Consider the following 26,440-nt stretch of genomic DNA (forward strand, 5'->3'; position numbering starts at 1 on the left):
AATGAACTTTTTAGATAAAAGCATTGCTGATATTCATACAGCTTTAGTTAATGGTGATATTACTGCCGAACAACTAACTGTTGAAGCAATACAAAATGCTAAAGAAAACGAAGATAAAATTTCAGCTTTTATTACTATCAATGAAGAACAAGCGATTGCTGAAGCTAAAAAAATAGATGAGGCAGGAATTGATTCAAATAATTTATTATCTGGAATTCCAGTCGCATTAAAAGATAACTTATTAACTAAAGACATTTTAACCACTGCTGGTTCTAAAATGTTATATAACTTTAAGCCAATTATTGATGCTACAGTTGTGCAAAAACTAAATAAATTAGGTGCAATTAGCATTGGTAAAACCAACATGGATGAATTTGCCATGGGTGGTTCCACTGAAACATCAGCTATGAAAATCACTAAAAATCCATGGAATTTGTCTAAAGTTCCTGGTGGTTCTTCTGGTGGTTCAGCTGCTGCCGTTGCTGCTGGAGATGTGCTATCTGCCTTAGGTTCTGATACTGGTGGTTCGATTCGTCAACCAGCAGCTTTTAATGGTATTGTTGGAATGAAACCTACTTACGGACGAGTATCTCGTTGGGGCTTGATTGCTTTTGCTTCAAGTTTTGATCAAGTGGGTCCGCTAACTCGCAATGTTTACGATAATGCTTTGGTATTAAATGCTATTTCGGGTCGTGATGAACATGATATGACTAGTTCTGACCAAGAAGTACCTGATTTTACTAAAGACATCAAAGCTGGTGTTAAAGGAATGAAAATTGGTTTGCCTAAAGAATATTTAGGTGAAGGAATTGATGAAGAAGTTAAGCAAGCTATCTTAAAGGCTGCCGATATTTATCGTAAATTAGGTGCTGAGGTTGAAGAAGTTTCTTTACCACATAATAAATATGGAGTTGCTGCATATTATATTATTGCACCTTCAGAAGCTTCATCTAATTTACAAAGATTTGATGGTATTAGATACGGTTACCGTGCTAAAGACGCTAAAAATCTTGAAAAATTATACGTTAAGAGTCGTTCCGAAGGATTTGGTGATGAAGTTAAGCGTCGTATTATGTTAGGGACTTATTCTTTATCTGCTGGTTCTTACGATGCTTACTTTAAAAAAGCAGCTGAAATCAGGACTTTGATTATTAATGACTTTAAAAAAGTCTTTAAAGACTACGATTTAATTATGACTCCAACTACTCCAACTCCAGCCTTTGGAATTGGTGAAGAAAATGATGATCCTTTGACTATGTACATGAATGATGCTTTAACAATCCCAGCAAACATGGCAGGTCTACCTGGTATGTCAGTTCCAGCTGGATTTTCTAAAGATGGAATGCCAATTGGAATGCAATTACTAGCTCGTCATTTTGACGAAACATCAATTTATAAAGCTGGTTATGCTTTCGAACAAAATACTGATTTTCATAAACAAACACCTAAGATGGGGGGAGCAAAATAATGAACTTTGAAACAACAATTGGACTTGAAGTTCACGTTGAGTTAAAAACAAATTCTAAAATTTTTAGTCCTTCTCCTGTAGAATACGGGGATGAACCTAATAAGAACACGAATGTGATTGATTGGGGATATCCCGGAGTTTTACCTACTACCAATAAAGGTGTAGTTAAATCTGGAATCATGGCCGCTTTAGCACTCCATGCTGAAATAGAAAGGCATCCTCATTTTGACCGAAAAAACTATTTCTATCCTGATAATCCTAAAGCATATCAAATCACTCAACATGATACTCCCGATGCTCATGATGGATGGATTGAAATTGAAGTTGATGGCCAAAAGAAAAAAATTGGAATTGAAGAAATGCACATTGAAGAAGATGCTGGTAAAAATACCCATGGAAATAAATTTTCTTATGTGGATTTAAACCGTCAAGGAACTCCATTAATTGAAATTGTTTCTAAACCAGACATTGCTTCGCCTGATGAAGCCTATGCTTACCTAGAAGCTTTAAGACAACGCCTATTATTTACTGGAATCTCTGATGTTAAGATGGAAGAAGGTTCCATGCGTGTGGACGTTAACATTTCAATTCGACCATACGGACAAAAAGAATTTGGAACTAAAGTAGAACTTAAAAACTTGAACTCATTTAACTATGTGCGTAAAGGTTTAGCATATGAAGAAAAACGTCAACAACAAGTATTAATGTCTGGTGGTAAGATTCAACAAGAAACTAGACGTTTTGATGAAACTAACGGTACTACTATATTAATGCGTGTTAAAGAGGGGGCTGACGATTACCGTTATTTCCCAGAACCAGATTTACCCGCTTTGAATATATCAGACGATTGGATAAATGAAATTCACGAAGAATTTCCAGAAATGCCTGGTAGTCGTAGAGATAGATATATTAATAAGTTAGGGTTAACTGACTACGATGCGATGGTTATTACACAAACTAAACAAATGTCAGATTTCTATGATAAGATGATTGAATTGGGTGCTGATGCTAAAATGGCATCTAACTATTTACAAGTGAACGTAAATGAATATTTGAATTCTAAACAAGTAGATTTAGATGATACTGAAATTACCCCTGAAAACTTAACTACTATGATTAAGTTAATTAGCGATGGTACAATTTCATCTAAAATGGCTAAAAAAGTTTTCAAAGCAATTACTGAAGGTAAGGAACCTAAACAATTTGTGCATGAAAATGGGATGGTTCAATTGTCTGATCCTAAAGAATTGCAACCAATTATTGACCAAATATTATCTGATAATCCTCAATCTATTGAAGATTTCCACAATGGTAAAGATAGAGCTATTGGTTTCTTAGTTGGTCAAATAATGAAACAAACTCGTGGTAAAGCTAATCCTCAAGTTGTTAATAAATTATTAATGCAATCAATCAACAAATAGATAGGAAGTATTTATTAACATGCAAAAACGTGCTCGAGTAATCTATAACCCAACTTCTGGTCGTGAGGCATTAAAACAAAATATGATTGATATTTTAAATGTTTTTGAAGAAGCTGGTTACGAAACAAGTGCATATGCCACTACTCCAGAAGAAAATTCTGCTAAAAATGAGGCTACTAGAGCTGCCAAAGCTGGCTTTGATTTAATTGTAGCTGCCGGTGGCGATGGTACAATTAACGAAGTAGTTAACGGAATTGCATTTTTGGATTATCGACCTAAAATGGCTATTATTCCTGCTGGAACTACCAATGATTTTGCGAGAGCTCTACACATTCCACGTGAAAATCCAGTGGATGCTGCTAAGATAGTTCTTAAGAATCAAACTTTTAATATGGATATTGGTAAAGCTGGCAATAAATACTTTATGAACATTGCTGGTGGAGGTTTATTAACTGAGCTGACTTATGATGTTCCTTCTAATTTGAAAACTATTTTTGGATATTTAGCATATCTAGTTAAAGGTGCTGAGTTATTACCAAGAATTAAACCAATCGATATGAACTTAGAGTATGATGACGGAAAATTTGAAGGCAAAGCTTCAATGTTTCTACTTGCTATGACTAATTCAATTGGTGGATTGGAAAGAATCGTACCAGATGCTTCACTGGATGACGGTAATTTTACAATGATTATTGTAAAAACTAGCAATATTATTGAAATTTTACAATTATTAGCTAAAGTGCTTAGTGGTGGTCGTCATATAAATGATTCTAGAATTATTTATAAAAAAACTTCTAAATTAATCGCACGTCCGGTTAATGACAAAATGCAAATTAATTTAGACGGTGAATATGGTGGAGATGCACCTATGGAGTTTGTTAACTTAAAACAACACATTGAGATGTATGCTAATCTTGATAGTATGCCTAAAAAAGCAATTAGTTATGACTCAGTTGAAGCAGAAAAACAATTTATTGATGAAGTAGACAATTTAAAATAATTTTTTATTTGAGAAGTTTTACTGTATTATAATAAATGAGATAATACAGTAAGACTTTTTGTTTATTAAGGAGAAAATATGAAAATAGAAACACCAGTTATTAAAAATAACGAATATGAAGTAAATATCGTAGACTTAACTTATCAGGGCTTAGGAGTGGCTAAAATTGAAGATTTTCCAATTTTCATCGAAGACACATTGCCTGGTGAAATAGCTAAGGTAAAGATTACTAAGGTTAACAAAAATTTTAGCTTTGGGAAGTTAGTTGATTTAATTAAAAAGAGTGAAGACCGAGTTGAAGATGTGAACCTAGACTACATCAAAACAGGAATAGCACCTTTACAACATTTAAAATACGATGCTCAATTAAAATTTAAGCAACATCAAGTTAAAGAATTATTTGATAAAGCTAAAATGGATGTTGATGTATTACCTACAATTGGAATGGACAAGCCTAACAAGTATCGTAATAAGGCTCAAGTACCAGTCAGAAAAATTCACGGTAAATTGGAAACTGGTTTTTATCGTAGACATTCACATGATTTGATACCAATCGAAGATTTCTATATTCAAGACCCTAAAATTGATGAAGCTATTTTAGTAGTTAGAGATGTATTGAGGAAGTTCCATGTGGCACCTTATAACGAAGGCGGCCACAACGGTGTTATTAGAAATATCATTGTAAGAAGAGGGTATTACACCGGAGAAATCATGATTGGACTTGTTACTAGAACTAAAAAGTTACCAATGGTTGATTTAGTGGTTAAAACAATTACAGAACGATTACCAGAAGTAACTAGTATTATTCAAAATATTAATTTAAGTGATGGTAATGCTATTTTTGGTAAAAAGAATGTTAAACTATTTGGTAAAAACTATATTGAGGATAAATTATTAGGTTTAACCTTTGCAATTTCACTAAATTCTTTCTATCAAGTTAATCCAACTCAAACTGAAAAATTATACTCATTGGCAATTGAAAATGCTGATTTAACATCAGATCAAACTGTTATCGATGCTTATTGTGGAATCGGAACAATTTCACTTGCTATGGCTAAACATGTTAAAAAAGTTTATGGTGTTGAAATAGTTGCTAATGCAATTGAAGATGCTAAAATCAATGCTCAAAAGAATCATATTAATAACGCAAGATTTGTGGTTGGAAAAGCTGAAGAGCAAATGGCTAGATGGCAAGAAAACGGTCTTAAGCCAGATGTTATAATGGTTGATCCACCACGTAAAGGTTTAGATGAAAGCTTTATTGAAAGTGCTGCTAAAATGGCTCCACAAAAAATCGTTTATATTTCTTGCAATCCAGCCACTTTAGTTCGAGATGCACAAATTCTTTCTGATTTAGGTTATGAGATAAATCAACCAGTGCAACCAGTTGATCAATTTCCTCAAACTGTGCATGTTGAAACTGTAACTGTATTTAATAAAAATAATTAATTTTATTTAAGATTAAAATTAAATTAAAGAAAAAATAAAAATATTAAAATATATTGTTGATTTTTAATTTAATTTGAGTTATTATTTTCTATAACAAATTAACTAGAAAGACGAGTAAGCAAATTTAATCGTTAAGTGAGCTAGTGTTAGTGTGAAACTAGTCGACCCTGATTTGCTGAAAAACCCTTTCCCAAGTTGCTAACCCAAATGATTATTATCAGAGTAGGCTTAGACGTATCCGGTACGTTACAATCGGTGGAGTATTATTTGTACTCTTATATGAGTTGGTCTATATATAATAGGCAACTTGGGTGGTACCGCGGAAATAAGCCTTTCGTCCCTTGTAATTAGGGGATGGAAGGCTTATTTTTTATCTCTAAATTAGATTTTATTAGATAAGGAGCGATATTATGTGTGGATTTTTAGCTGTAGATTCAATTAAATTTGATTTAAAAACTTTCGATGAGGCTTTAGAAAAAAATTTCCATCGTGGACCTGATATGACTAGTAAACTACAAGCTGATGAAATGATGTTTGGATTTAACCGCCTAGCGATTATGGATTTAAGTGATGACGGAATGCAACCATTTAAATCAGATAAATGCACCTTAGTTTGCAATGGAGAAATATATAACTATTTAACTTTAAAAGATAACTTACAATCTGAATATGATTTTAAGAGTGGTAGTGATTGTGAAGTTCTAATTCCTTTATATCGTAAGTATGGTTTAGATACGATGTGCAAAATGTTAGATGCTGAATTTGCATTTGTACTTTATGATCAAACCACTAAAAAAGTTATGGCTGCTAGAGACTCAGTGGGAATTAGACCCATGTTTTATGGTTACACTAAGGAAGACCATCAAATTGCATTTGGATCAACCGCTAAAACATTGATGCCTTTATGTGATAAAATTTTACCATTTCCTCCAGGACACTATTATGATGGCGATAAATTTGTCTGCTATCATGATCCTGCTATGGTTGAAAAAATGATAACACCTAGTTTACAAGAAGCTACTAAGGGAATTCATGATCGATTGGTAGCGGCAGTTAAAAAACGTTTACAATCTGATGCACCAGTTGGATATTTATTATCTGGTGGTTTAGACTCATCATTAGTTTGTTCAATTGCCTCAAAATTAAAAGGTGGAGCACCTATTAAAACTTTTGCGATTGGAATGGATCGTAACCCAATTGATTTAAAGTATGCTAAAGAAGTTGCTGATTACTTAGGTACGGACCATACTGAATTTATTATGACTAGAGAAGATGTTCTTGGCGCCTTGAGAGAAGTAATTTATACTTTAGAAACTTGGGACATAACAACAATTAGAGCTTCGATTGGAATGTATTTATTATGCAAGAGAATTCATAAGAATACAGACTTAAAAGTAATTTTAACTGGTGAATGTTCAGATGAAATGTTTGGATATAAATATACTGACTACGCTCCAAACGCTGAAGAATTCCAAAAAGAAGCAATGAAACGGGTTAGAGAACTTTACATGTACGATGTATTAAGAGCTGACCGTTGTATATCATCAAACTCGCTAGAAGGGCGAGTACCATTTGCGGATAGAGATTTTATGGAATATGTAATGTCTATTGATCCAGCTATGAAGATGAATAAATATGATAAAGGTAAATATCTTTTAAGAGAAGCATTTGCCGGACAAGATTATTTATCTGATGATATTTTAATGCGTGAAAAAGCAGCATTTAGTGATGCAGTAGGACATTCATTAGTAGATGATTTAAAAGACTATGCTGATGAAATGTATACTGATGAAGACGTGGCTAACGCAAAGGATAAATATGATTATCGTACTCCTTTTACTAAGGAATCATTACTATATCGTGACATTTTTGAAGAATATTTCCCCGGCAAAGCTAGTTGGATTAAAGATTTTTGGATGCCTAACAAAAATTGGGAAAACTGTGATGTAGATGATCCTAGTGCACGTGTATTAAAAAATTATGGTGATAGCGGTAAATAATATAAAAAATAAAGGCCTCTAAATATAGAGGCCTTTATTTTTTATTGTTTATTTATCTGGTGTTTGTGGAAATAGTAAATTGGGTATGAAAGTAGGGTTAATAGCATACCAATTAGGGCTAAATTAAATTGAGTTAATAAAGTTTCAACCAATATAAATCCGCCACCAACTAATGCGATTGCAGGAATAATTGGATACCAAGGAACTTTGTATGGTCTAATCATTTCAGGGTGCTTAATTCTAAGCTTAAATACTGCTATAAATAATAAACAGTTAAATATCCACATAACAAATACTAACATATCAGTTAATAAGTCAAATGTTCCTAGAAAAATCATAATTACTGCAATGGCAACTTGAAATAATCCAGCTACATATGGAACTGCTGTCTTTTTAGTAAGCTTAGTGAAGTATTTACTAAATGGTAACGTATCACTAACTCCCATAGCGTATGGAATCCTCATTCCACTAAGGGTATATCCGTTAATTGATCCATATACAGAAACTAAAATCCCAATTGTAACTAATTTACCACCTAATTCACCAAAAATTTTCATAGCCGCTTCAGCAGCCGCGTTTTGGTTTCCAGCAATTTGGTCTAATGGCAATGTTTTTAGAAATACAAAATTAATTAGTGTATAAATGATAGTTATAAAACTTAATCCTAAAATAATAGCTCTAGGTAAATTTTTCTTAGGATTTTTGATTTCTCCAGCAACATCACAAATTCCAATCCATCCATCATATGCAAACATAGTAGCTAATAGCCCAGCACTAAAAGCAAAAAATGGGTTAGCACCATTAGTAGGCGTAGCTGGAAATAGCGAAATGTTTACGTTTCCTGGAATAATTAAACCTACGATTGATATTAAGGCAATAGGGACTAATTTTAGTATCAAAGTAGTGGTCTGAAAATATCCAGTAACCTTTGCACCTAATAAATTAACAAATAATATACTAAAAGCAGAAATAATAGCTATAGGAATATTTAAAGATGCATTTAAGTGGAATAAATTAATTAATTGAGTGGCAAATATAATTGATTCCGCTGCAATGTTTGCAGGATAATAAACCAAGATTTGTGCCCATCCCATCGCAAAACCAGTGGTAGGACCATATGTGTAATCTAAATATTTAATGGCTCCACCGGTTTTAGGAATAGCAGCTGCTAATTCAGAAACAGTTAATCCAGCACAAATTGTTAGTAGCCCTCCAACAATCCAAGCTAAAATAGTTAAAGCAAATGAATGGGTACTATTTACAACACTGGCAGTTTTAAAGAATACCCCAGCTCCAATTACAGTTCCCATTACTGTTGATAGGGCTGCGGTCATACCGATTCCTCGTTTTAAGTTGTTATTTTCCAACTTCAGTTCCTCCTGACTTTTAAATTAACGTATTGTAACACATTAACATTTTACAGGCACTTATAAAAAATAACCATAATCTTTTTTGATTATGGTTGCTTTTTTTATTTTTCATTATTGTGTGTTCTTTGAAATTTTGCAATATTACTATATTCTGGCTTTAATAATCGATTAAGTCGAATATATATAGGAACTAATTCTCTGTAAACATGGTAGTTTTCTGGATTAGGTTCATATGATTTTACTTTTCCGACCAATGACGCTACTTGTTTTAAGCTGTCAATCATTCCTAAACTGTACATACCAATTGTAGCAGCACCTAATGCAGTTCCTTGAACGTTTTCTGGAATATTTACTTCTTGTTCAAAAACATCTGATAAAATTTGTCTCCACAATGCTGATTTAGCAAATCCACCCGTAGCTTGAATTGATTTTGGTTTACCAACAACTTCTTCTAATGCAAGGCTAACGGTGTATAAATTATAAATAATTCCTTCTAACACAGCTCTGATCATGTCAGCTCTTGTATGGTTTCTTGTTAATCCAAAGAAGGAACCACGTGCATCTGAATCCCAAATAGGAGCACGTTCACCACCAAGATAGGGGTGGAAAATTAAACCCTTAGCGCCAACTGGAACTCGAGAAGCGATTCCGGACAAGACACTGTAAGCATTTATTTTCATTTGTTCAGCGATTGTTTTTTCAGGCGCACATAATTGATCTCGAACCCATTTAAAAACAATGCCACCATTATTAACGGGACCACCGACTACCCACTTATCTTTAGCTAAATAGTAACAAAAGACTCTGCCCTTAGGGTCAATAGTGGGATGATTAGTTACAACTCTCACAGCTCCTGAAGTACCAATTGTAACGGCTAGCACGCCTTCATCAATGGCGTTAACACCTAGATTAGCTAGTGGTCCATCAGATGAACCGATAATAAATGGGGTGTCTGCATTAATTCCGATTACCTTGGCGTATGATTTATCGATTCCATGAAATTGATAAGTGGTATCGACTAATTCTGGTAATTGATTTTTGTTTAATCCGGTTAATTCTAGTGCCTGTTTATCCCATTGCATTTCAAAAATATTAAACATTCCAGTTGCATTAGCAATTGAGTAGTCTTCTTTTAATTCTCCAAATAATTTATGGAAAATATACTCTTTAATTCCAACGAACCAATGTGCTTTTTTATATAATTCATGTTGCTCGTTTTTTAGCCAAATTATTTTTGAAAGGGGAGTCATTGGATGAATTGGAGTTCCAGTATGCTCGTATAAAGTTTGTCCTAAGTCGCTTTCTTTTAACTCTTTAGCATATCTAGATGCTCGGTTATCGGCCCAAGTAATTGCTCTAGTTAAAGGATTAAAGTTTTCGTCTAATAATATTAAGCTATGCATAGCGCATGAAAATGATACCCCGGATAAATCATCGCGATTTATCTTAGACTTTCGAATTACTTTACTCATGCCAGATATCACTGCGGAAAATATTTCATCAGGGTCCTCTTCAGCCATACCATATGAGTCTTGATAAAGTGGGTAGTCATCATTTGAAGACTCGATAACGGTTCCTTTATCATCAAATAAAATGGTCTTAGTGCTAGTAGTTCCAATATCTACACCAATAATGTATTTCATATTTATACCTCCGTAGCTGTTTATTTTTTTACTCCAGTTATATTGTAAGTATAGTCATCGGCTTCATCGTATAAAGATGTCGGAGTGTTATTTTTATTAGTTCTGACAACTAAAGTATATCCAAAATTATCAATCAATCTTAGTTCATTTTTATCAATGTTTTTTGTTTTAGTTTTAACACTATTATTATCCAGTAAGATTGATAAATCTGGATTTATCGTGAGAGAATGAGTAAAATTATGTCGATCAAGGAAGTTCCATTCACCAATATAGTATAATTGGATAGGGGAATCTTGCTTATTTTTACTTTTTTTGCCAGCCTTAACGAGTTCATTGGCTAATCCAACAAAAAATGTAGCACCGATTAAAACTAAGTTTCTTTTTCGCAAAAGATATCTCCCTTCACTATAAAATTTAATATAAATTATCGCTGTTAAACCAAATAATATAAGTATATTATAGTGCTAATTTTTTTGTTATTATAGTTATAACTATTGTTTTTATAAAAAAATTAGGAGTAATTTAATGAACGAACATTTTAAAAATTATTTTGAAAAATTAGGCTTTGATAAACAAACGATTATTCAATCATCTGTTTATGAACCGTTAAAAAAAGGTGATAATGTTTTAGGATTATCGCCGACTGGTTCTGGTAAAACATTGGCTTTTCTTATGCCAACTATTGAAACTTTGATAGCTGGCGAAGGAACTCAATTAATGATTATTGAACCATCACAAGAATTGGCAATGCAAGTTACCAGAATTGCACGAAGCTGGGCTAAACTAGTTGATTGTAAAGTATTGTCATTGACTGGTGGTGCCAATGTAAAACGTCAAACAGATAGTTTAAAGAAACGTCCGGAAGTGGTTATTGGAACTGCAGGTAGAATTAAAAGTTTGATTAGTGATAAAAAGTTAAAAACTAACCACATTAAAACAGTTATAGTCGATGAAGCCGATGACTTGCTACAAGGTGAAACGTTAACCACAGTTCGTCAAATTATAAATGCCTGCTATTCTGATGTTCAACTGGGCTTCTTTTCAGCTACTAAAACTGAAATTTTAGAGGAATTGACTAATTGGTTTGGCAATAAAAAGATAGAGAAATTTGATGTTAGAAATATTGACGATACACGTGGAGAAGTTAAACATGGTCTACTGGAAGTCTTAAGATCTAATCGTAATAAAATGTTAGTAAGATTGACACACATTAAAGAATTTAAAGCATTGGTATTTTTTAACCAAATGAACGATTTAAATAAAGCTTATAGTTATTTTGTGCATGAGCATTATAATAATATTGCTAAGCTAACTTCTGATCAAAATAAAATAAAGCGTCAAAAGGCAATGGAAGATTTTAGATTAGGGCGAGTTAAATTGCTATTAACGACTGACGTTGCTGCTAGAGGAATTGATATTCCTAAACTACCAGCTGTTATAAATTATGATTTACCAGATGATGCAATTGATTATATTCATCGCGTGGGTCGAACTGGCCGAATGGGTGAAAAGGGGGTTGTACTTAATTTTGGTGATGACCACGATTTAAGAGATTTGAAGAACCTACTAAAAAATGAAGAATATAATTTACAACCAATTTATTTCTTCAAGAACAAATTAGTAGATGAAGTTCCAAAACAACCTAAGGTAGATAAGGCAATTAAAAAAGCTGATAAGGTTACCAAATCGAATGCTTCTGATGATAAAAAGATTAGAAAAAATACTAACAAGAAAATAAATAAGCGTTCAAATGTTAGTCAACCAAACTTTTCCAAAAAGAAGAAAAAGAATAAACATACCAAAAACAAGGGAATGCGCAAAAAATGGCGCAATATGAATCATAAATAATATAAGTCGTCTTTACTTTATGCAATTTACGTGAGAAAATATAAAATGTCTTGTTTAAATTGCATATGGCTCCATAGCACAACGGGATAGGGCGACCGCCTCCTAAGCGGCTGATCTCGGTTCGAGTCCGAGTGGAGTCATAAAAGGGACCTAGATATAGCTAGGCCCCTTTTTTGTTTGGAAAATTTTTTACATAAAAAATACATAAAAATTATAATTAATTTACATTCATTTGATACTTTATAAGTGTACTAATTAACTTGTGGGGTGTTGTCTATGAAGAAATTAATTTATTTTGTTTCTATAGTTGGAGTTTCAATTTTATTTTTAACGGGGTGTTCGTCTGGTAGTCAATCTAAATCTAAAGAAGTTACAGCAGTTGGTTCAACTGCTTTACAGCCTTTAGTAGAACAAGCAGCTGATGATTATGGAACTAACCAAGGGGCTAAAATTAATGTTCAAGGTGGAGGATCAGGAACTGGATTAAGTCAGGTTGCCCAGGGATCAGTTTCTATTGGTAATTCAGATATATTTGCTGACAAGCAATCTGGAATTGATGCTAAAAAATTACTAGATCATCAAGTGGCAGTAGTTGGGATTGCTCCGGTGGTTAATAAAGATACTGGCGTTAAAAATGTTTCTAGCAAGCAGTTACAAGATATATTTACCGGCAAAATCACGAATTGGAAACAACTCGGCGGTAAAAATCAAAAAATTGTTGTTATTAATCGTGTCAAAGGTAGCGGAACTAGAGCAACTTTTGAGTCTGCAGTTCTTAATGGAAAATCAGCTGTAAATGCTCAAGAACAAGATTCTAACGGAACAGTTAAGAAAATTTTAGCTAAGACGCCAGGTGCTATAAGTTACTTGTCATTTTCATTTTTAGACAACACTTTACAACCTTTATCTATAGATAAAATAGCCCCAGAAAACAAAAATGTATTAGATAATAAATGGAAGATATGGTCTTATGAACATATGTATACACAAAAAAATCCTAGTAAAGATGTTCAAAAATTTATTGAATATTTACAATCTAAAAATGTTCAAAATAATTTAGTTAAAAAATTAGGTTACATTAGTATTCATGATATGAAGGTTATTAAAAGCTCAGACAATGTTGTTACAAAAAAATAAAAAATTAAAAGGTTTCTAGTGAAGTGACCCCCAAAAGTTGTCCAACTTTTGGGGTTCACATCACTAGTATTCATGCTAGAAACCTTTTTACAATAATTTACAAAAAATTTACAAAAAAATCATAATGATTTTACATTAATCTGTTAAATTAATAGGCATATTGATACGAAAATTTTATGGAGGCTTATTATGAATAACAGATTAATTCATTTTATATCTGCATTAGGAATTATAATATTATTTTTAACAGGATGCTCTGCTAATAATAAATCTAAATCAAAAGAAATTACAGCAGTGGGATCGACTGCTCTACAACCTTTAGTAGAACAAGCTGCTCATCAATATGGTACTGAAAAAGGAATTAACATTAACGTTCAAGGTGGGGGTTCAGGAACTGGTTTAAGTCAAGTTTCTCAAGGTGCTGTAAATATTGGTAACTCAGATGTTTTTGCTGACAAGCAAGATGGTATCGATGCCAAACAATTAACTGATCATCAAGTAGCGGTTGTTGGAATTGTTCCAGTAGTGAATAAACAAGTTGGAGTTAAAAATATTTCTACTAAACAATTAAGAGGCATATTTACTGGCAAATTTACAAATTGGAAACAATTAGGTGGTAAAAACCAAGAAATTATAGTGATTAATCGTGTTAAGGGTAGTGGAACTAGAAATACTTTTGAATCTTCAGTTTTAAATGGTGAGAAAGCTTTAAATGCTCAAGAACAAGACTCTAATGGAACTGTTAAAAGGATAGTTTCAAGTACTCCTGGAGCGATTAGTTATCTATCATTTTCATTCTTAGACAATACACTGCAACCATTATCAATTGATGGGGTAAAACCGGAAGATAGAAATGTAGAAAATAATTCATGGAAAATATGGTCTTATGAGCACATGTATACATCTAAGGATGCTAAAGGCAATGTTAAAAAATTTATTGAATATTTACAGTCGAAGGATACACAAAATAGTTTAGTTAAAAAGCTAGGTTACATTAGTATTCATGATATGAAAGTTACAAAAAATTCAGACAATGTTGTTACTAAAAAATAATAGTAATGAGAGGTAGGCTTACAATGAAAAATACTTTAAAAGAAAAGTTTTTATCTCCTTCCAAACAAACATATCAAGAGTCTATTGGAAAGATAATATCTTCTTTATGTATATTAATAATTATTACTTTAGTTGTATCTATTTTAGGATTTGTTACCACTAAGGGAATCGATACATTTACACAAAGTAAAATTAATGTTTTTGATTTTCTATTTGGGAATGTTTGGAGTCCATCATCTACAGGTGCTAATGGAAAGCCTGAAGTAGGGGCTGCTCCTATGATTGTTACTTCATTTACAGTCACTTTAATTTCAGCAGCTATTGCAACACCTTTTGCTATTGCTTGTGCAATCTTCATGACTTTTATTGCTAATAGTAAAGGTAGTCGTTTGTTGAGATCTACAATTGAATTGTTAGTAGGAATTCCTTCAGTTATATATGGTTACATTGGTTTAACACTAGTTGTGCCATTAGTGAGAAGCTTTTATGGAGGTACTGGATTCGGAATTTTAGCCGGAGCAATTGTATTATTCGTTATGATTTTGCCAACGGTAACTTCATTAACAGTAGATAGTATAAAAGCAGTTCCGGATTATTATATCAAAGCTTCTTATGGGTTAGGAGCTACTAGATGGCAAACTATTTATAAAGTGGTATTAAAAATATCATTGCCGGGCATATTAACTGCGATTATTTTTGGAATGACTAGAGCTTTTGGTGAAGCATTAGCAGTTCAAATGGTAATTGGTAACTCTATTACAATGCCAACTAATTTAACAACTCCAGCTTCCACTTTGACTAGTCAATTGACTACTGGAATTGGAAACACAATTATGGGGACATTACAAAACAATGCCTTATGGTCATTAGCATTAGTATTACTATTTATGTCATTATTTTTCAATGTATTAATTAAGATTATTGGTAAAAGAGGTGCAGCTAAATATGAATCCTAAATCCGTTAACCGAATAGCAACTACTATAATTAATTCTTTAGTGGGGGTAGTTGTTGCACTATTGTTACTTTTGATTTCATATATTTTAGTAACAGGACTACCGCATTTGTCATTTAACTTTTTGCTTTCGCCGTCGCAATCTTATCAAGCTGGTGGTGGAATTAGAGATCAGCTTTTTAATTCAATTTATCTAGTTATATTAACATTAATTATATCGTTTCCAATTGCTTTAGGAGCAGGAATTTATTTAGCTGAATATGCCCCTAAAAACTGGATTGTAGATGTTATCAGAACATTGATTGAGGTTCTAAGTTCTTTACCATCAGTGGTAGTTGGATTATTTGCATATTTAGTTTTTGTTATTAAATTTCAAATTGGATTTTCAATTATATCTGGTGCAGTTGCATTGACCATCTTTAATTTACCTCTTCTAACTAGAAATATTGAAGATTCAATTAAGTCAGTTCCGGATTTTCAAATGCAAGGCTCATTAGCGCTAGGATTATCAAAATGGACAACAATCGTAAAAATTATCTTTCCTTCGGCAATTCCGGGAATAATAACAGGAATTATTTTAAGTTCTGGAAGAATTTTTGGGGAAGCTGCAGCTTTAATTTACACTTCTGGTCAAAGTGCACCAGTTTTAAATTATGCTAACTGGAATCCTTTCAGCCCAGATAGTTTTTTAAATCCAATGCGTCCAGCGGAAACTTTAGCTGTGCATATTTGGAAAGTCAATTCTGAAGGAATTACACCAGATGCAAATGCAATTTCTAGCGGAGCATCCGCCGTCTTAATTTTAGTAATTATTTTATTTAACTTTTTTGCACATTGGATAGGTAAAAAGTTGTATAAGAAATTTACAGTTGGGGAAGTGAAATAATGCAAAAGTACGATTTAAGCAAGTCTTATGTAAAAGAGGTTACTTCAAATATTGCTTTAGAGACTGATAAATTGAGTGTTTTTTACGGTAAAAAACAAGCAACTTACGACATTAGTTTAAAAATACCAAAAAATAGTATAACTGCGTTAATTGGAGCTTCTGGATCTGGTAAGTCAACTTATCTTCGATCATTAAATCGCATGAACGAAAGTGGTAATACTAATGTTGAAGGTAAAATAATCTATGAAGATATTAATATTAACAGTCCTAAAATCAACGTTTACGAAGTAAGAAAACATATTGGGATGGTATTCCAAGAACCCAATCCTTTCGCTAAATCAATTCGTGGAAATATTACGTTTGCACTAAAAAATCATGGAATTAAGGATAAAAAAGTTTTAGATGAACGTGTTGTTAGCAGTTTGAAGCAAGCAGCCATTTGGGATGAAGTAAAAGATCATTTAGATGATAGTGCAATGTCATTATCAGGTGGACAAAAGCAAAGATTATGTATTGCCAGATCGATTGCAATGCAACCTGATATATTACTACTAGATGAACCAACCAGCGCTTTAGATCCAGTTTCAACTGGTAAGATAGAAGCTACTTTACGCGAATTAAAAGAAAAATATACAATAATTATTGTGACGCACAATATTCAACAGGCTTCAAGAGTTAGTGATTACACTGCATTTATGCATTCAGGACACCTTTTAGAATATAACGATACTAATACAATATTCAATAATCCAGCAATGCAAATAACTAACGACTATATTTCAGGACACTTTGGATAGTAAGGAGATTGTAAATGGGTAAAATATTAAGTACTAAAAATTTACGTTTATATTATGGAAAATCTGAAGCTTTGCATGGTATTAGTTTAAAATTTTTAGATGGCGAAATTACCGCTTTAATTGGTCCATCAGGCTGTGGAAAATCCACTTATCTTAGATGTTTGAATCGTATGAATGATTTATTAGATAATGTTACGATTACAGGAACTATTAAACTACAGGGGAAGGACCTTTATTCACCTAAAATTTCAAAGTCAGAAATTCGTAAAAAAATTGGTATGGTATTTCAACAACCAAATCCTTTTCCTTTTTCCATTTATGATAATGTAGCTTATGGTCCTCGAATATCTGGGATAAAAAATAAAAGTCAACTAGATGAAATCGTTGAAACAAGTCTAAAAAAAGCAGCAATTTGGGATGAAGTAAAAGATGACTTGAAAAAGAATGCAATGGCATTGTCAGGTGGGCAGCAACAAAGGGTTTGTATTGCACGTACACTTGCAGTAAATCCCGATGTTATTTTGCTGGATGAACCAACTAGTGCCTTAGATCCGATTTCTAGTGTTAAAGTAGAGTCTACTCTAATGGATATTAAAAAGGATTACAATATTATTTTAGTTACTCATAACATGCAACAAGCTTCTCGAATTTCTGATAAGACTGCTTTTATGCTGAATGGTCGATTAATTGAATTTGATAAGACTGAAAAAATGTTTTTAAACCCTGAAAATAAAATAACCAGTGATTATCTAAACGGTCGTTTTGGTTAGAAAGGTGATAACTTATGGCAAAAACATTTACTGAAGAACTAAAAAAACTACAAAATAATTTTATATCAATGGGAGTTGACGTGAACGAAGAAATATATCAGGCAACTAAATTGTTTCTTAGTTCTAACCATCCTGATAAAAATATAGTTTCTAAGCAAGACAAAAATGTTAACCAAAAAGAAGTTAACTTAGAAGAACAAGCATTAAATTTAATTGCTCTGCAACAACCAGTAGCAAATGACTTCAGAGAAATCATTTGTATTTTAAAAGCAAGTTCTGACTTAGAAAGAATTGGTGATCACGCAGCTTCTATTGCTAACGAAGCTGTTCACTTAAAAGCAGTTATCCAAGATCCAGACGTTGAACGTATTATTACTCAAATGTCTCTAAAAGTTAGAACTATGTTGGAATCTTTTTTAAATTCTTATTACCATAATGATAGTTACGAATCTAAGGTAATTGCTCAAGAAGATATTTTAGTTGACAAGTATTTTGTACAAGCTCGTAAATTGATAATGCAAGAGGCTGAAGAGCACGATTTAGCAATCGATGCATTGTATAACTATCTAAGAGTAATTAGATTATTGGAAAGAATTGGTGACCATATTGTCAATTTGACTGAGTGGGTTTTATATCGTAATTCTGGAGAATTAGTTGAATTAAATCCCGGAAAAATTGAACCAGATTTAGTTAGAAGAGATTTGGAAAAAAATGGAAATAATGGTTTAATAGAAAATAAAGATAGTAAATAACTTTCTAAATCAAAGAGGTGTTCATTTTGAAGACGGTTCTTCTTTTGACCAATCAACTGCATTTAGCATTAAAAATAAGTTCTGCTGGCAATAAAAATAACGTATTTATTAATAATGTTAGTCAGTTTGATAAGATAACTTCTTTGTTAGATAGTTATGATTTTAGCGCTTTTATCATCGATCTTAGTATTTGGAATAGTGTAGATTTAGCTATAAAAGATATTTATTTGCTCAAAAAAGATTACAATGTACCATTTATTGTTTTTAAAAATGAATTAACTAATGAGGATAAATCATCAATATATGAAAACAATATCGAGGATTATGTTTACAAGCCTATTGATGCCGAAGAAATAATCATTAAAACTATTCATTGGATTGATAATTATTCTAGGTTTAGCATTAATTCACCTAGCAAAAAGAAAAAAGATGTTAAAACTTTTAATAATTTTACAGTTAATTTGAAAAATTTTAAAATTATATATAATGATGTCGATATGGAATTAACCCCTAAAGAATTTCATTTAATGTATTTTCTTATTCAACAAAGCAATCAAGTCTTGAGCAGAGAACAAATTTTTAATGGAGTTTGGAAAAGTGATAACGATGGTAATTCATACATACCATCAAGAATCGTTGACATTCATATTAGTCATTTGAGAGATAAGATTAATGAAGTGAGAACAAATAATGATGTAAGTATCGAAACAGTTAGAGGTTTTGGATATTTACTTAAGAATAAATAAAAAAGGTTAGCCATATGGCTAACCTTTTTTGCTGAATTATTTTAAGAAAACAGTTACACAAGCTGATATCAATATCAATACTAAACCAATAATTGTAACAACTGTTTCTTTAGGAGTTTTCTTTTCATGTAAAACATAAATTCCAGTTAATGTTGCTAAAACAACTGATGTTTGTGATAGAACGAAACCGGTTGCTAAACCATTCATATTGGGTTGAGCAGAAACTAAATATGTTAAAGCTGCGAAGGCAAAGAAAAATCCTGAAATAATTTGTTTGTATGAAACCGGGTTGGTAAATACGTTATGATTTTTAATATCAAACGCACAGTATATGACTGCTACTAAAACCATCCCCATAGCTTGAGGTAGAAATGCATGCATTCCATCTATATGAGCAGCTTGTGGTGCAGCTGAGTATCCCCAATAACCTACAACACCAATTACTAATAGTATAACTGCTTTTTTAAGGTTTGCGGAACTATCAGCACTACCGTTTTCTTCCCAAGCGGTCATAGTAGCACCAATTATAATTACAATTAATGCAATAAATCCAATGATTTTAAAGGTAGCACCTGGCCAATTGCCTAAAACAAATACTCCCCATAAAGCAGTGACGATTAACTGTAAAGCAGTGGTGATTGGCATTACTCTAGATGACCCAACCAGTCTAAATGCTTTAAAAGACATTATTTGTCCAAAAGCCCAACCAGCTCCAGATAATAAAGATAAGAAAAATTGCATGCCAGTTGGAATTGAAAGTCCTGAAATCATCATATAAACGATTGCAAAAATTAAAGTACCAACAGTGGAACCAAAAATTTGGTTTGTTGGACGACCACCAAACTTAGATGCTACAGTGGGATAAATACCCCAACCAATAAGCGGGCCTAAACCAATTAATAAAGCTACAGAATTCACGATAAACTCCTCCTTATTATTAACTAAATGCTCTTTTGTAAGCGCTAACAATATTATAACAGCAAACCATTTTAAATGTATATATATTGTTTAAACTTAATAATTACTTTGAATAATATAACATATATCAATAATATTTTAATTATTAAATAAAAAAGGTTGCTATAATTTTAGCAATCCTTTTTATTTTTGAAAACTGCTAATTTAGACCAAAAGTAATTAAATACAATTACTGCAATTTGACCAATAATTTTAGCAATATTTGAATTTATTCCCAGGGCATTTATAAATAGCCATAGAATGAAGTCTTCAATTAGTAATGATGCAAATCTTCCAACTGAAAATGATATAAATTCTTTTAGATATTCTTTTAGGGAGTTACTTTTAGAATTAAATACCCATTTACGATTAGTCACATACGCAAACAGCACACTAACAATCCAGGCAATTCCATTATTAATAAAGTAATCCCAGCTAGTGCATTTCTGCAAAAAAACAAAAACAATAATGTTAATGACGGTAGTTAAAACTCCCCAAAATAGGTAAGAAATAATTTGTTTATTACTTTGTATTAATTTCATATTATTTTTTCTCTTTAATGATGTATTGTGGTCGGTGTTTACTTTCTAAATGAATTTTGCCAACATAGTTTCCTAATATTCCTAGACAGAATAATTGAACTCCACCAATAAATAGAATTATTGATACAAGTGATGGCCAACCAGCAACAGCTCCGCCGAATAATAAAGCTCTAATAACAACAAACAGCATACCTAATATTGAGATGATACATGATAAAACACCTATCCAAGTCGCCATTTTTAGTGGTACATCAGAAAAGTCAATAATTCCTTCAAGTGAATACTCTAATAGCTGATATAAAGACCAATGTGTTTCACCCGCAGCTCTTGAAACACCTTTGTATTCTAAATATTTAGTTTTAAAGCCGACCCAACTAAACATACCTTTAGAAAAACGATTGTATTCTTTTAATGAAATTACGGCATCTACATACTGTCTAGTCATTAAACGATAATCTCTAACGTTTTGCTTTATTTCTACATCTGACATCCAGTTAATAACTTTATAAAAGCTGGAAGATAGAAAAGCACGGATAGGATTTTGCTTTCTAGAAGTTTGGATGCATCCAACGCAGTCATAATTTTCATCACGAATATATTTTATCATCTTAGGTAATAGCGATGGGGGATCTTGTAAATCAACATCCATGACAGCTATGTAATCACCTTGAGCATTATTTAATCCAGCAGACATCGCTGCTTCTTTACCAAAATTTCTGGAAAAGGATATGAAATGAACATTGTCATCCGCTTTTTTTAATTCTTTGATTTTATCCAAAGTGTTGTCACTAGAACCATCATTTATAAACCAATATTCATGGTTGTAATTTTCTTTTATGTCATTAAACACTTTTTCAACTGCATCATAAAAAATGCCAATTGATTGTTCCTCGTTGTAACATGGGACAATTAAGCCAATGTTTTTCAATTGAATGTCCTCCTTAATATGGTAATAACAATATAATTTATGAATGTATAATAACGAATTTAATTTTAACACACTAATTATCGTGCGAACTACAAATGTTGATAAATTTATATCTATCGGAAATTAAGTTTACATTTGTTATAATTAAAGTTATTACATTATAAATATGGGGGTTTTAGAGTGAAAGCTCCAATTAGAGTTATGACTGTTTTTGGGACTAGACCGGAAGCCATTAAAATGGCACCAATTATTTTAAGAATGAATCAAAATTTAGATAAGTTTAAGCCAATTACAGTACTAACGGGTCAGCATCGTGAAATGTTAGATCAAGTTATGGATATATTTAAGATTAAAGCTGATTACAATATGAACATTATGAAGTCACAACAGACTTTAAGTTCAATTACCACTTCAGTAATTAGTAAACTAGATAAGATTATAGATGAAACCAAGCCAGATGTTATTTTAGTACATGGTGATACGACAACTACTTTTGCTGCTTCGATTACAGCATTTTATCATAAAGTTCCCTTGGGACACGTTGAAGCTGGTCTAAGAACTTGGGATAAGTATTCTCCTTATCCAGAAGAAATTAATCGTCAACTAACGGATGTTTTATCTGACATGTATTTCGCACCTACCAAGTTAAGCAAAAGTAATTTATTAAAAGAAAATCATGATATTAAAAATATTTACGTAACTGGAAATACAGCAATCGATGCTCTTAATCAAACGGTTAGTGATAACTACAAACATTCAGTTTTAAAAAACATTGGTGATAACCATAAAATTATCCTATTAACTATGCATCGTCGTGAAAATCAAGGTGAACCAATGCATAGAACTTTTAAAGCAATTAAAGAAGAATTAAACAAGCATAATGATATAGAGATTGTTTACCCAGTACATTTAAGTCCAGCAGTTCAAAAAGTAGCTCATGAAGAATTTGACGATGTTTCGCGTGTTCATTTAATTGAGCCACTTGATGTTTTAGATTTTCATAATATTGCAGCCCGCAGCTACTTTATTATGACTGATTCGGGTGGAGTTCAAGAAGAAGCACCTTCCTTAGGGAAGCCAGTTTTAGTTTTACGTGAAGATACCGAACGTCCAGAAGGAGTTACGGCTGGAACTTTGAAACTGGTTGGTACGAATCCAGATAAGATTAAAAATAATATGGACTTGTTGTTAGATGATAAAGACTTTTATAACAAAATGGCAACAGCTAACAATCCATATGGGGATGGAAAGGCTTCTGAATATATATTGAGAGCCATACTTAACAGGTTTAGTTAGGATAATTTTATGCAAAATGTTAAACGTAGTATAAAAAAAATAAAAGTAATTTCATTATTGTTAAAAAGTAGATTTAAGATGGCCAATGTTTCAGATTCAGCTGCGGTAATATCTTTTTATGCGATTTTGTCACTATTTCCAGTGGGCATAGTACTAGGCAATGTTTTAAGAATGCTTAATATTAGCGTGTATAAAATACTATACTATTTAAAGCCGGTTTTGCCGGAAACAATATTTTCTATCATAAAGCCAATTATTACGTCCTCTTTACAGGGAGGAAATAGTGAAAAACTTTCAATAGGGTTGGTCATAACTATTTGGTCAGCTAGTCGAGCAATTGCTGCTTTTCAAAGAAATGTTGATCGAGCATATGGAATTGAAAAAAATGGGGCTTTTATAAATCGAATAATTTCGTTCGTTTGGACTTTATTATTGATTCTGTTGATTATGGTACTAATTTTATTTTTAGGATTTAGTAAATTTATTATTAATTATGTAGTGGATTTTATCGGTATATCAGCTAATATGGCAGATGTTTTCTCTATGTTGAGAATTCCGGTAATCCTTATCGGGTTATTTATATTAATTTTGCTATTATTTTATTTTGTACCTAGTGCTAATGTAAAAATGAAATATGTATGGGTTGGTTCTTTAATCTCTTTAATCGGTTCAATAATACTTTCAAAAGGTTTTTCCATTTATATATACTATTTTTTAAAAAATGTTGATGCGTATAAAACGTTAGGAGCGTTTTTAGTTTTGATGATGTGGTTTTACTTGTTGGGAATTATTTTTCTGTCTGGAACTGTTATCAATGCAACTTTACAAGATATTAACCATGAAAGAATTTATCGTAAAATACCAACTTTTAATTCTTGGAAATTGTCGAAAAGAAAAAACCGTTGATTTTAATTCAACGGTTTAATTATAGATTTTTGAATTTATTGATCAATTCGGCTGAAAATTTATCTAGGTTTTCAATATCTTCTTCTTCAGGTGCTAAATTTATTTTCAAGCTCTTAGCTCCTTGTTTGGCACCAGTTTTACTTAGTTGATCAGTAAATTTATCTACGGCTAAATTGTAATATTCTTGATAGTAAACATCCCCAGAGCCAGCAACTCCAAACACTTTGTTGCTTAAGTCAAGGTTTTCTAAATCATCAAAAAAGTCTAAACCTTCTTCTGGTAGGGAACCTTCATCGTATGTGTATGCACAAATAACACATATATCAGCTGCTTTTAATTCATTAGCATCTGTTTGCGACATTTCAGTTTGCTTAACTTCAACGCCTAAATCTTCTAAACCTTCGGTGATAATGTCAGCTACATCTTCATTATTACCGGTAATTGTAGCGAAAACAACGTGTGCTTTTATCATATTAATTTTTTCCTTTCAGTATTTATTCAATTAAGTTAGTATATCAGAACTTTTATTACTTGTTAATTTATATAATTAGGAGGTTTATTGCATTTGTCAAATAAAGTTACTAAGATAGCTGCGCAAAAACGTAAAGGGCGATTTAATGTATTTATCAATGATCAATACGCCTTTCCAATTAGTGAAGAGATAATGCTAAAATATCGTATTTTCCAAGGCACTGAAATTGATGATGAATTAAAATCTAAACTGCTTTTGGAAGATGATATATCAAAATTGTATGATAAAGCGATTAATTACTTGTCATACAAACTAAGAACTGAATATGAAATAAAATCATTTTTGAAAAAGTATACTGAAAATGATTCTCAAATCCAATCAGTAATAAATAAGTTATTAGATCAACAATTGATAGGTGACCAAAACTATGCTAATAGCTTTGTCCGCACAGAACTTAAAAAGCATGATAAGGGCCCAAATGATATTTTCAACAAATTACGTTTGAGTCATATTGATGAAGATAAAATTCAATTGGCGATTGAAAATAATTATCAAACAGCTGATATTATTGATAATGGAATTACACAAGCTCAAAAAGCTTTTAAACATTATAAAAATGACGGATATACCTTGCGCTTACAAAAAGTTAAACAACATTTGATTAAAAAAGGTTATCCAATTAGTGAACTAGGTGAAATAATTGAAAAATCAAACTTAGAAAATGATGTTAGTCAGCAAAATGAAGCTTTAAAAATGCAGGGTGATAAAGCCTATCGTCGTTACTCACGATTGGATGCTAAAAAAAGAGATTTAAAATTAAAGCAGTTTTTATATCGAAAAGGATTCGATTTAGATTCTATTAACCAGTATATAGAGGATAAAAAGATAAATGAGTCGGAAGGAGTATAAAATGGACAAATTAAAAAAATCGCCAATAATATTTTGGTCATTGGAAATATTGATTGTAGTTTCTATAATTTTTGTTTGTACAAAAATTAGTTTTGTATTTTCACCAATTGGGATTTTTGTATCAACAGTATTTGCACCAATTTTAATTGCGGGTGTTTTATTTTACATGTTAAATCCAATTGTTAATTTGTTAGTAAAAATTAAAATTAAGCGTTTTAAAATAACAAGAACTTTAGCGACAGTTATCGTTTTTCTATTTTTGCTAGGCATTCTAGTTTATTTAATTTCGTCGTTCTTACCGAGATTAATTAATCAAGTTTCAAATCTGGTATATAATATTCCATCATTAGCTAAAACAACCACTAAATCAGTTAACAGCTACTCGCATAGTGGAATATTAAAAAATGCTTACATTAGCGATTATATTGATAAGCTTCAAAGTAGTGCGTACACTTATGCACAAAATTCATTAGGCAGTATCACTTCTAGTGTTGGTCAAATTATTTCTATGGCTACTAGTTTTGTTATTCTACTTATTACAGTGCCCGTTATTTTATTTTATATGTTAAAAGATGGTTATAAGTTATTGCCTAGTATTAAGAAAGTGTTACCACCAAAACATCGTGATCAAACTATTGACCTAATTACTAAAATGAGCCAAACTATTTCAAAATATATTGGTGGACAGATGATTGAGTGTTTATTTGTGGGAACTTTTACTTCATTAGGTTACTTTTTAATTGGCCAAAATTATGCCTTACTGTTAGGAGTTTTTGCTGGAATTTGTAATATTATTCCATATGTTGGTCCATACATTGGAATTGTACCAGCGGTATTTGTGTCCTTATCAGATAGTTGGATTAAATTATTATACGTAATCATCGTTGTTTTAATTGTTCAACAGTTAGATGGAAATCTAGTTTATCCTAATGTTATTGGGAAATCCTTGCAGATACATCCGTTAACGATTATCATTATTTTGCTAGCGGCGGGAAATATAGCTGGACTATTAGGGATGATTTTAGCAATTCCTTTGTACGCAGTTGTAAAAGTTGTTGTACAATATATATATAATATTTGGCTATTACAAAAAAGAGAAAACGAATCAAATATAAAATTATAAGATTGACGTAGCCA

25 protein-coding genes, 1 tRNA gene and 1 other annotated feature are annotated in these 26,440 nt (G+C 31.8%); of the genes, 19 read left to right on the top strand and 7 right to left on the bottom strand.

Annotated features, from left to right (window positions below; translation table 11 throughout):
- Nucleotide 1 precedes the first annotated feature (1 nt).
- The 5 genes from gatA to asnB all read left to right on the top strand — a co-directional run bounded on the left by gatA (nucleotide 2) and on the right by asnB (nucleotide 7,338).
- Complete coding sequence (gene gatA / locus FD06_RS03885; protein ID WP_056966187.1) at nucleotides 2-1,468, top strand: Asp-tRNA(Asn)/Glu-tRNA(Gln) amidotransferase subunit GatA; 1,467 nt, start codon at nucleotides 2-4, stop codon at nucleotides 1,466-1,468.
- Nucleotides 1,468-2,889, top strand: coding sequence for an Asp-tRNA(Asn)/Glu-tRNA(Gln) amidotransferase subunit GatB (gene gatB, locus FD06_RS03890; protein ID WP_056966189.1), 1,422 nt, complete (start codon nucleotides 1,468-1,470; stop codon nucleotides 2,887-2,889). The genes gatA and gatB overlap by 1 nt, the downstream gene beginning before the upstream one ends.
- A 19-nt stretch (nucleotides 2,890-2,908) precedes the next feature.
- The gene (locus FD06_RS03895) at nucleotides 2,909-3,889 is read left to right on the top strand and encodes a diacylglycerol kinase (protein ID WP_056966191.1); all 981 of its coding nucleotides are present in this window, start codon (nucleotides 2,909-2,911) and stop codon (nucleotides 3,887-3,889) included.
- Between the two features lie 78 nt (nucleotides 3,890-3,967).
- Nucleotides 3,968-5,338: a 23S rRNA (uracil(1939)-C(5))-methyltransferase RlmD gene (rlmD, locus tag FD06_RS03900; RefSeq protein WP_056966193.1), complete on the top strand. Its 1,371-nt coding sequence runs from the start codon at nucleotides 3,968-3,970 to the stop codon at nucleotides 5,336-5,338.
- A gap of 92 nt (nucleotides 5,339-5,430) precedes the next feature.
- Nucleotides 5,431-5,683: a binding site (T-box leader), on the top strand.
- Between the two features lie 65 nt (nucleotides 5,684-5,748).
- Entirely contained in the window at nucleotides 5,749-7,338 is a 1,590-nt protein-coding gene (gene asnB, locus FD06_RS03905; RefSeq protein WP_056966194.1) for an asparagine synthase B, read from the top strand.
- Between the two features lie 41 nt (nucleotides 7,339-7,379).
- Here asnB and FD06_RS03910 read toward each other — a convergent pair whose 3' ends face one another.
- The 3 genes from FD06_RS03910 to FD06_RS03920 all read right to left on the bottom strand — a co-directional run bounded on the left by FD06_RS03910 (nucleotide 7,380) and on the right by FD06_RS03920 (nucleotide 10,740).
- Nucleotides 7,380-8,705 carry an APC family permease gene (locus tag FD06_RS03910; RefSeq protein WP_054658396.1) on the bottom strand — a complete coding sequence of 442 codons (1,326 nt, stop codon included), beginning with the start codon at nucleotides 8,703-8,705 and terminating at the stop codon, nucleotides 7,380-7,382.
- Nucleotides 8,706-8,809: 104 nt separating this feature from the next.
- Nucleotides 8,810-10,351 carry a gluconokinase gene (gntK, locus tag FD06_RS03915; RefSeq protein ID WP_056966196.1) on the bottom strand — a complete coding sequence of 514 codons (1,542 nt, stop codon included), beginning with the start codon at nucleotides 10,349-10,351 and terminating at the stop codon, nucleotides 8,810-8,812.
- 20 nt (nucleotides 10,352-10,371) lie between these two features.
- A complete protein-coding gene (locus tag FD06_RS03920; RefSeq protein WP_056966198.1) occupies nucleotides 10,372-10,740 on the bottom strand; it encodes a DUF4828 domain-containing protein in 369 nt (122 codons plus the stop codon).
- A 136-nt stretch (nucleotides 10,741-10,876) separates the two neighbouring features.
- On the opposite strand from FD06_RS03920, the gene FD06_RS03925 reads away from it, so the two are divergent.
- The 10 genes from FD06_RS03925 to FD06_RS03970 all read left to right on the top strand — a co-directional run bounded on the left by FD06_RS03925 (nucleotide 10,877) and on the right by FD06_RS03970 (nucleotide 19,293).
- On the top strand, nucleotides 10,877-12,199 hold the full coding sequence (locus tag FD06_RS03925) for a DEAD/DEAH box helicase (protein ID WP_056966201.1): 1,323 nt from the start codon (nucleotides 10,877-10,879) through the stop codon (nucleotides 12,197-12,199).
- Nucleotides 12,200-12,266: 67 nt separating this feature from the next.
- Nucleotides 12,267-12,339: transfer RNA gene (locus FD06_RS03930), tRNA-Arg, on the top strand.
- Between the two features lie 136 nt (nucleotides 12,340-12,475).
- Entirely contained in the window at nucleotides 12,476-13,336 is an 861-nt protein-coding gene (locus FD06_RS03935) for a phosphate ABC transporter substrate-binding protein (RefSeq protein WP_056966203.1), read from the top strand.
- 189 nt (nucleotides 13,337-13,525) lie between these two features.
- The gene (locus FD06_RS03940; protein WP_056966204.1) at nucleotides 13,526-14,389 is read left to right on the top strand and encodes a phosphate ABC transporter substrate-binding protein PstS family protein; all 864 of its coding nucleotides are present in this window, start codon (nucleotides 13,526-13,528) and stop codon (nucleotides 14,387-14,389) included.
- A gap of 23 nt (nucleotides 14,390-14,412) precedes the next feature.
- Nucleotides 14,413-15,345, top strand: a complete 933-nt coding sequence (gene pstC / locus FD06_RS03945) for a phosphate ABC transporter permease subunit PstC (RefSeq protein ID WP_054658400.1) — start codon at nucleotides 14,413-14,415, stop codon at nucleotides 15,343-15,345.
- Nucleotides 15,335-16,228 (top strand): phosphate ABC transporter permease PstA, encoded by an 894-nt coding sequence (gene pstA / locus FD06_RS03950; RefSeq protein WP_056966206.1) that lies wholly within the window; start codon nucleotides 15,335-15,337, stop codon nucleotides 16,226-16,228. The genes pstC and pstA overlap by 11 nt, the downstream gene beginning before the upstream one ends.
- Nucleotides 16,228-17,025: a phosphate ABC transporter ATP-binding protein PstB gene (gene pstB, locus FD06_RS03955; protein WP_056966208.1), complete on the top strand. Its 798-nt coding sequence runs from the start codon at nucleotides 16,228-16,230 to the stop codon at nucleotides 17,023-17,025. The genes pstA and pstB (FD06_RS03955) overlap by 1 nt, the downstream gene beginning before the upstream one ends.
- Nucleotides 17,026-17,039: 14 nt before the next feature.
- Nucleotides 17,040-17,795, top strand: coding sequence for a phosphate ABC transporter ATP-binding protein PstB (gene pstB, locus FD06_RS03960; protein ID WP_056966210.1), 756 nt, complete (start codon nucleotides 17,040-17,042; stop codon nucleotides 17,793-17,795).
- 14 nt (nucleotides 17,796-17,809) lie between these two features.
- Nucleotides 17,810-18,547 (top strand): phosphate signaling complex protein PhoU, encoded by a 738-nt coding sequence (gene phoU, locus FD06_RS03965; RefSeq protein WP_054658402.1) that lies wholly within the window; start codon nucleotides 17,810-17,812, stop codon nucleotides 18,545-18,547.
- 44 nt (nucleotides 18,548-18,591) lie between these two features.
- Nucleotides 18,592-19,293 carry a winged helix-turn-helix domain-containing protein gene (locus tag FD06_RS03970; protein ID WP_162256011.1) on the top strand — a complete coding sequence of 234 codons (702 nt, stop codon included), beginning with the start codon at nucleotides 18,592-18,594 and terminating at the stop codon, nucleotides 19,291-19,293.
- A gap of 36 nt (nucleotides 19,294-19,329) precedes the next feature.
- On the opposite strand, the gene rbsU is transcribed toward FD06_RS03970, so the two are convergent.
- The 3 genes from rbsU to FD06_RS03985 all read right to left on the bottom strand — a co-directional run bounded on the left by rbsU (nucleotide 19,330) and on the right by FD06_RS03985 (nucleotide 21,720).
- On the bottom strand, nucleotides 19,330-20,211 hold the full coding sequence (gene rbsU / locus FD06_RS03975; protein WP_056966214.1) for a ribose/proton symporter RbsU: 882 nt from the start codon (nucleotides 20,209-20,211) through the stop codon (nucleotides 19,330-19,332).
- A 170-nt stretch (nucleotides 20,212-20,381) separates the two neighbouring features.
- Nucleotides 20,382-20,792 carry a GtrA family protein gene (locus FD06_RS03980; protein ID WP_056966216.1) on the bottom strand — a complete coding sequence of 137 codons (411 nt, stop codon included), beginning with the start codon at nucleotides 20,790-20,792 and terminating at the stop codon, nucleotides 20,382-20,384.
- A 1-nt stretch (nucleotide 20,793) separates the two neighbouring features.
- Nucleotides 20,794-21,720 carry a glycosyltransferase family 2 protein gene (locus FD06_RS03985; protein WP_056966218.1) on the bottom strand — a complete coding sequence of 309 codons (927 nt, stop codon included), beginning with the start codon at nucleotides 21,718-21,720 and terminating at the stop codon, nucleotides 20,794-20,796.
- Between the two features lie 201 nt (nucleotides 21,721-21,921).
- On the opposite strand from FD06_RS03985, the gene wecB reads away from it, so the two are divergent.
- Nucleotides 21,922-23,016, top strand: a complete 1,095-nt coding sequence (wecB, locus tag FD06_RS03990) for a non-hydrolyzing UDP-N-acetylglucosamine 2-epimerase (protein ID WP_056966245.1) — start codon at nucleotides 21,922-21,924, stop codon at nucleotides 23,014-23,016.
- Between the two features lie 9 nt (nucleotides 23,017-23,025).
- Nucleotides 23,026-23,922: a YihY/virulence factor BrkB family protein gene (locus FD06_RS03995; RefSeq protein WP_056966220.1), complete on the top strand. Its 897-nt coding sequence runs from the start codon at nucleotides 23,026-23,028 to the stop codon at nucleotides 23,920-23,922.
- A 19-nt stretch (nucleotides 23,923-23,941) separates the two neighbouring features.
- Here FD06_RS03995 and FD06_RS04000 read toward each other — a convergent pair whose 3' ends face one another.
- Nucleotides 23,942-24,394, bottom strand: a complete 453-nt coding sequence (locus FD06_RS04000; protein ID WP_054658410.1) for a flavodoxin — start codon at nucleotides 24,392-24,394, stop codon at nucleotides 23,942-23,944.
- Nucleotides 24,395-24,487: 93 nt separating this feature from the next.
- On the opposite strand from FD06_RS04000, the gene FD06_RS04005 reads away from it, so the two are divergent.
- Nucleotides 24,488-25,303 carry a regulatory protein RecX gene (locus tag FD06_RS04005; protein WP_056966222.1) on the top strand — a complete coding sequence of 272 codons (816 nt, stop codon included), beginning with the start codon at nucleotides 24,488-24,490 and terminating at the stop codon, nucleotides 25,301-25,303.
- 1 nt (nucleotide 25,304) lies between these two features.
- Entirely contained in the window at nucleotides 25,305-26,426 is a 1,122-nt protein-coding gene (locus FD06_RS04010) for an AI-2E family transporter (protein ID WP_056966224.1), read from the top strand.
- The last annotated feature ends 14 nt before the right edge of the window (nucleotides 26,427-26,440 follow it).

Origin of the sequence: Apilactobacillus ozensis DSM 23829 = JCM 17196, from assembly GCF_001435995.1 — a bacterium.
GTDB classification, from domain to species: domain Bacteria; phylum Bacillota; class Bacilli; order Lactobacillales; family Lactobacillaceae; genus Apilactobacillus; species Apilactobacillus ozensis.

Excerpts from the sequence above, each read along its gene's own strand:
- gntK (WP_056966196.1), bottom strand. The coding sequence starts at position 10,351 with ATGAAATACATTATTGGTGTAGATATTGGAACTACTAGCACTAAGACC.
- FD06_RS03980 (WP_056966216.1), bottom strand. The coding sequence starts at position 20,792 with ATGAAATTAATACAAAGTAATAAACAAATTATTTCTTACCTATTTTGG.
- pstC (WP_054658400.1), top strand. The coding sequence starts at position 14,413 with ATGAAAAATACTTTAAAAGAAAAGTTTTTATCTCCTTCCAAACAAACA.
- FD06_RS03935 (WP_056966203.1), top strand. The coding sequence starts at position 12,476 with ATGAAGAAATTAATTTATTTTGTTTCTATAGTTGGAGTTTCAATTTTA.
- rlmD (WP_056966193.1), top strand. The coding sequence starts at position 3,968 with ATGAAAATAGAAACACCAGTTATTAAAAATAACGAATATGAAGTAAAT.
- pstB (WP_056966208.1), top strand. The coding sequence starts at position 16,228 with ATGCAAAAGTACGATTTAAGCAAGTCTTATGTAAAAGAGGTTACTTCA.
- pstA (WP_056966206.1), top strand. The coding sequence starts at position 15,335 with ATGAATCCTAAATCCGTTAACCGAATAGCAACTACTATAATTAATTCT.
- FD06_RS04010 (WP_056966224.1), top strand. The coding sequence starts at position 25,305 with ATGGACAAATTAAAAAAATCGCCAATAATATTTTGGTCATTGGAAATA.
- gatA (WP_056966187.1), top strand. The coding sequence starts at position 2 with ATGAACTTTTTAGATAAAAGCATTGCTGATATTCATACAGCTTTAGTT.
- FD06_RS03895 (WP_056966191.1), top strand. The coding sequence starts at position 2,909 with ATGCAAAAACGTGCTCGAGTAATCTATAACCCAACTTCTGGTCGTGAG.
- FD06_RS03925 (WP_056966201.1), top strand. The coding sequence starts at position 10,877 with ATGAACGAACATTTTAAAAATTATTTTGAAAAATTAGGCTTTGATAAA.
- FD06_RS03940 (WP_056966204.1), top strand. The coding sequence starts at position 13,526 with ATGAATAACAGATTAATTCATTTTATATCTGCATTAGGAATTATAATA.
- pstB (WP_056966210.1), top strand. The coding sequence starts at position 17,040 with ATGGGTAAAATATTAAGTACTAAAAATTTACGTTTATATTATGGAAAA.
- FD06_RS03995 (WP_056966220.1), top strand. The coding sequence starts at position 23,026 with ATGCAAAATGTTAAACGTAGTATAAAAAAAATAAAAGTAATTTCATTA.
- phoU (WP_054658402.1), top strand. The coding sequence starts at position 17,810 with ATGGCAAAAACATTTACTGAAGAACTAAAAAAACTACAAAATAATTTT.
- gatB (WP_056966189.1), top strand. The coding sequence starts at position 1,468 with ATGAACTTTGAAACAACAATTGGACTTGAAGTTCACGTTGAGTTAAAA.
- FD06_RS04000 (WP_054658410.1), bottom strand. The coding sequence starts at position 24,394 with ATGATAAAAGCACACGTTGTTTTCGCTACAATTACCGGTAATAATGAA.
- asnB (WP_056966194.1), top strand. The coding sequence starts at position 5,749 with ATGTGTGGATTTTTAGCTGTAGATTCAATTAAATTTGATTTAAAAACT.
- wecB (WP_056966245.1), top strand. The coding sequence starts at position 21,922 with ATGACTGTTTTTGGGACTAGACCGGAAGCCATTAAAATGGCACCAATT.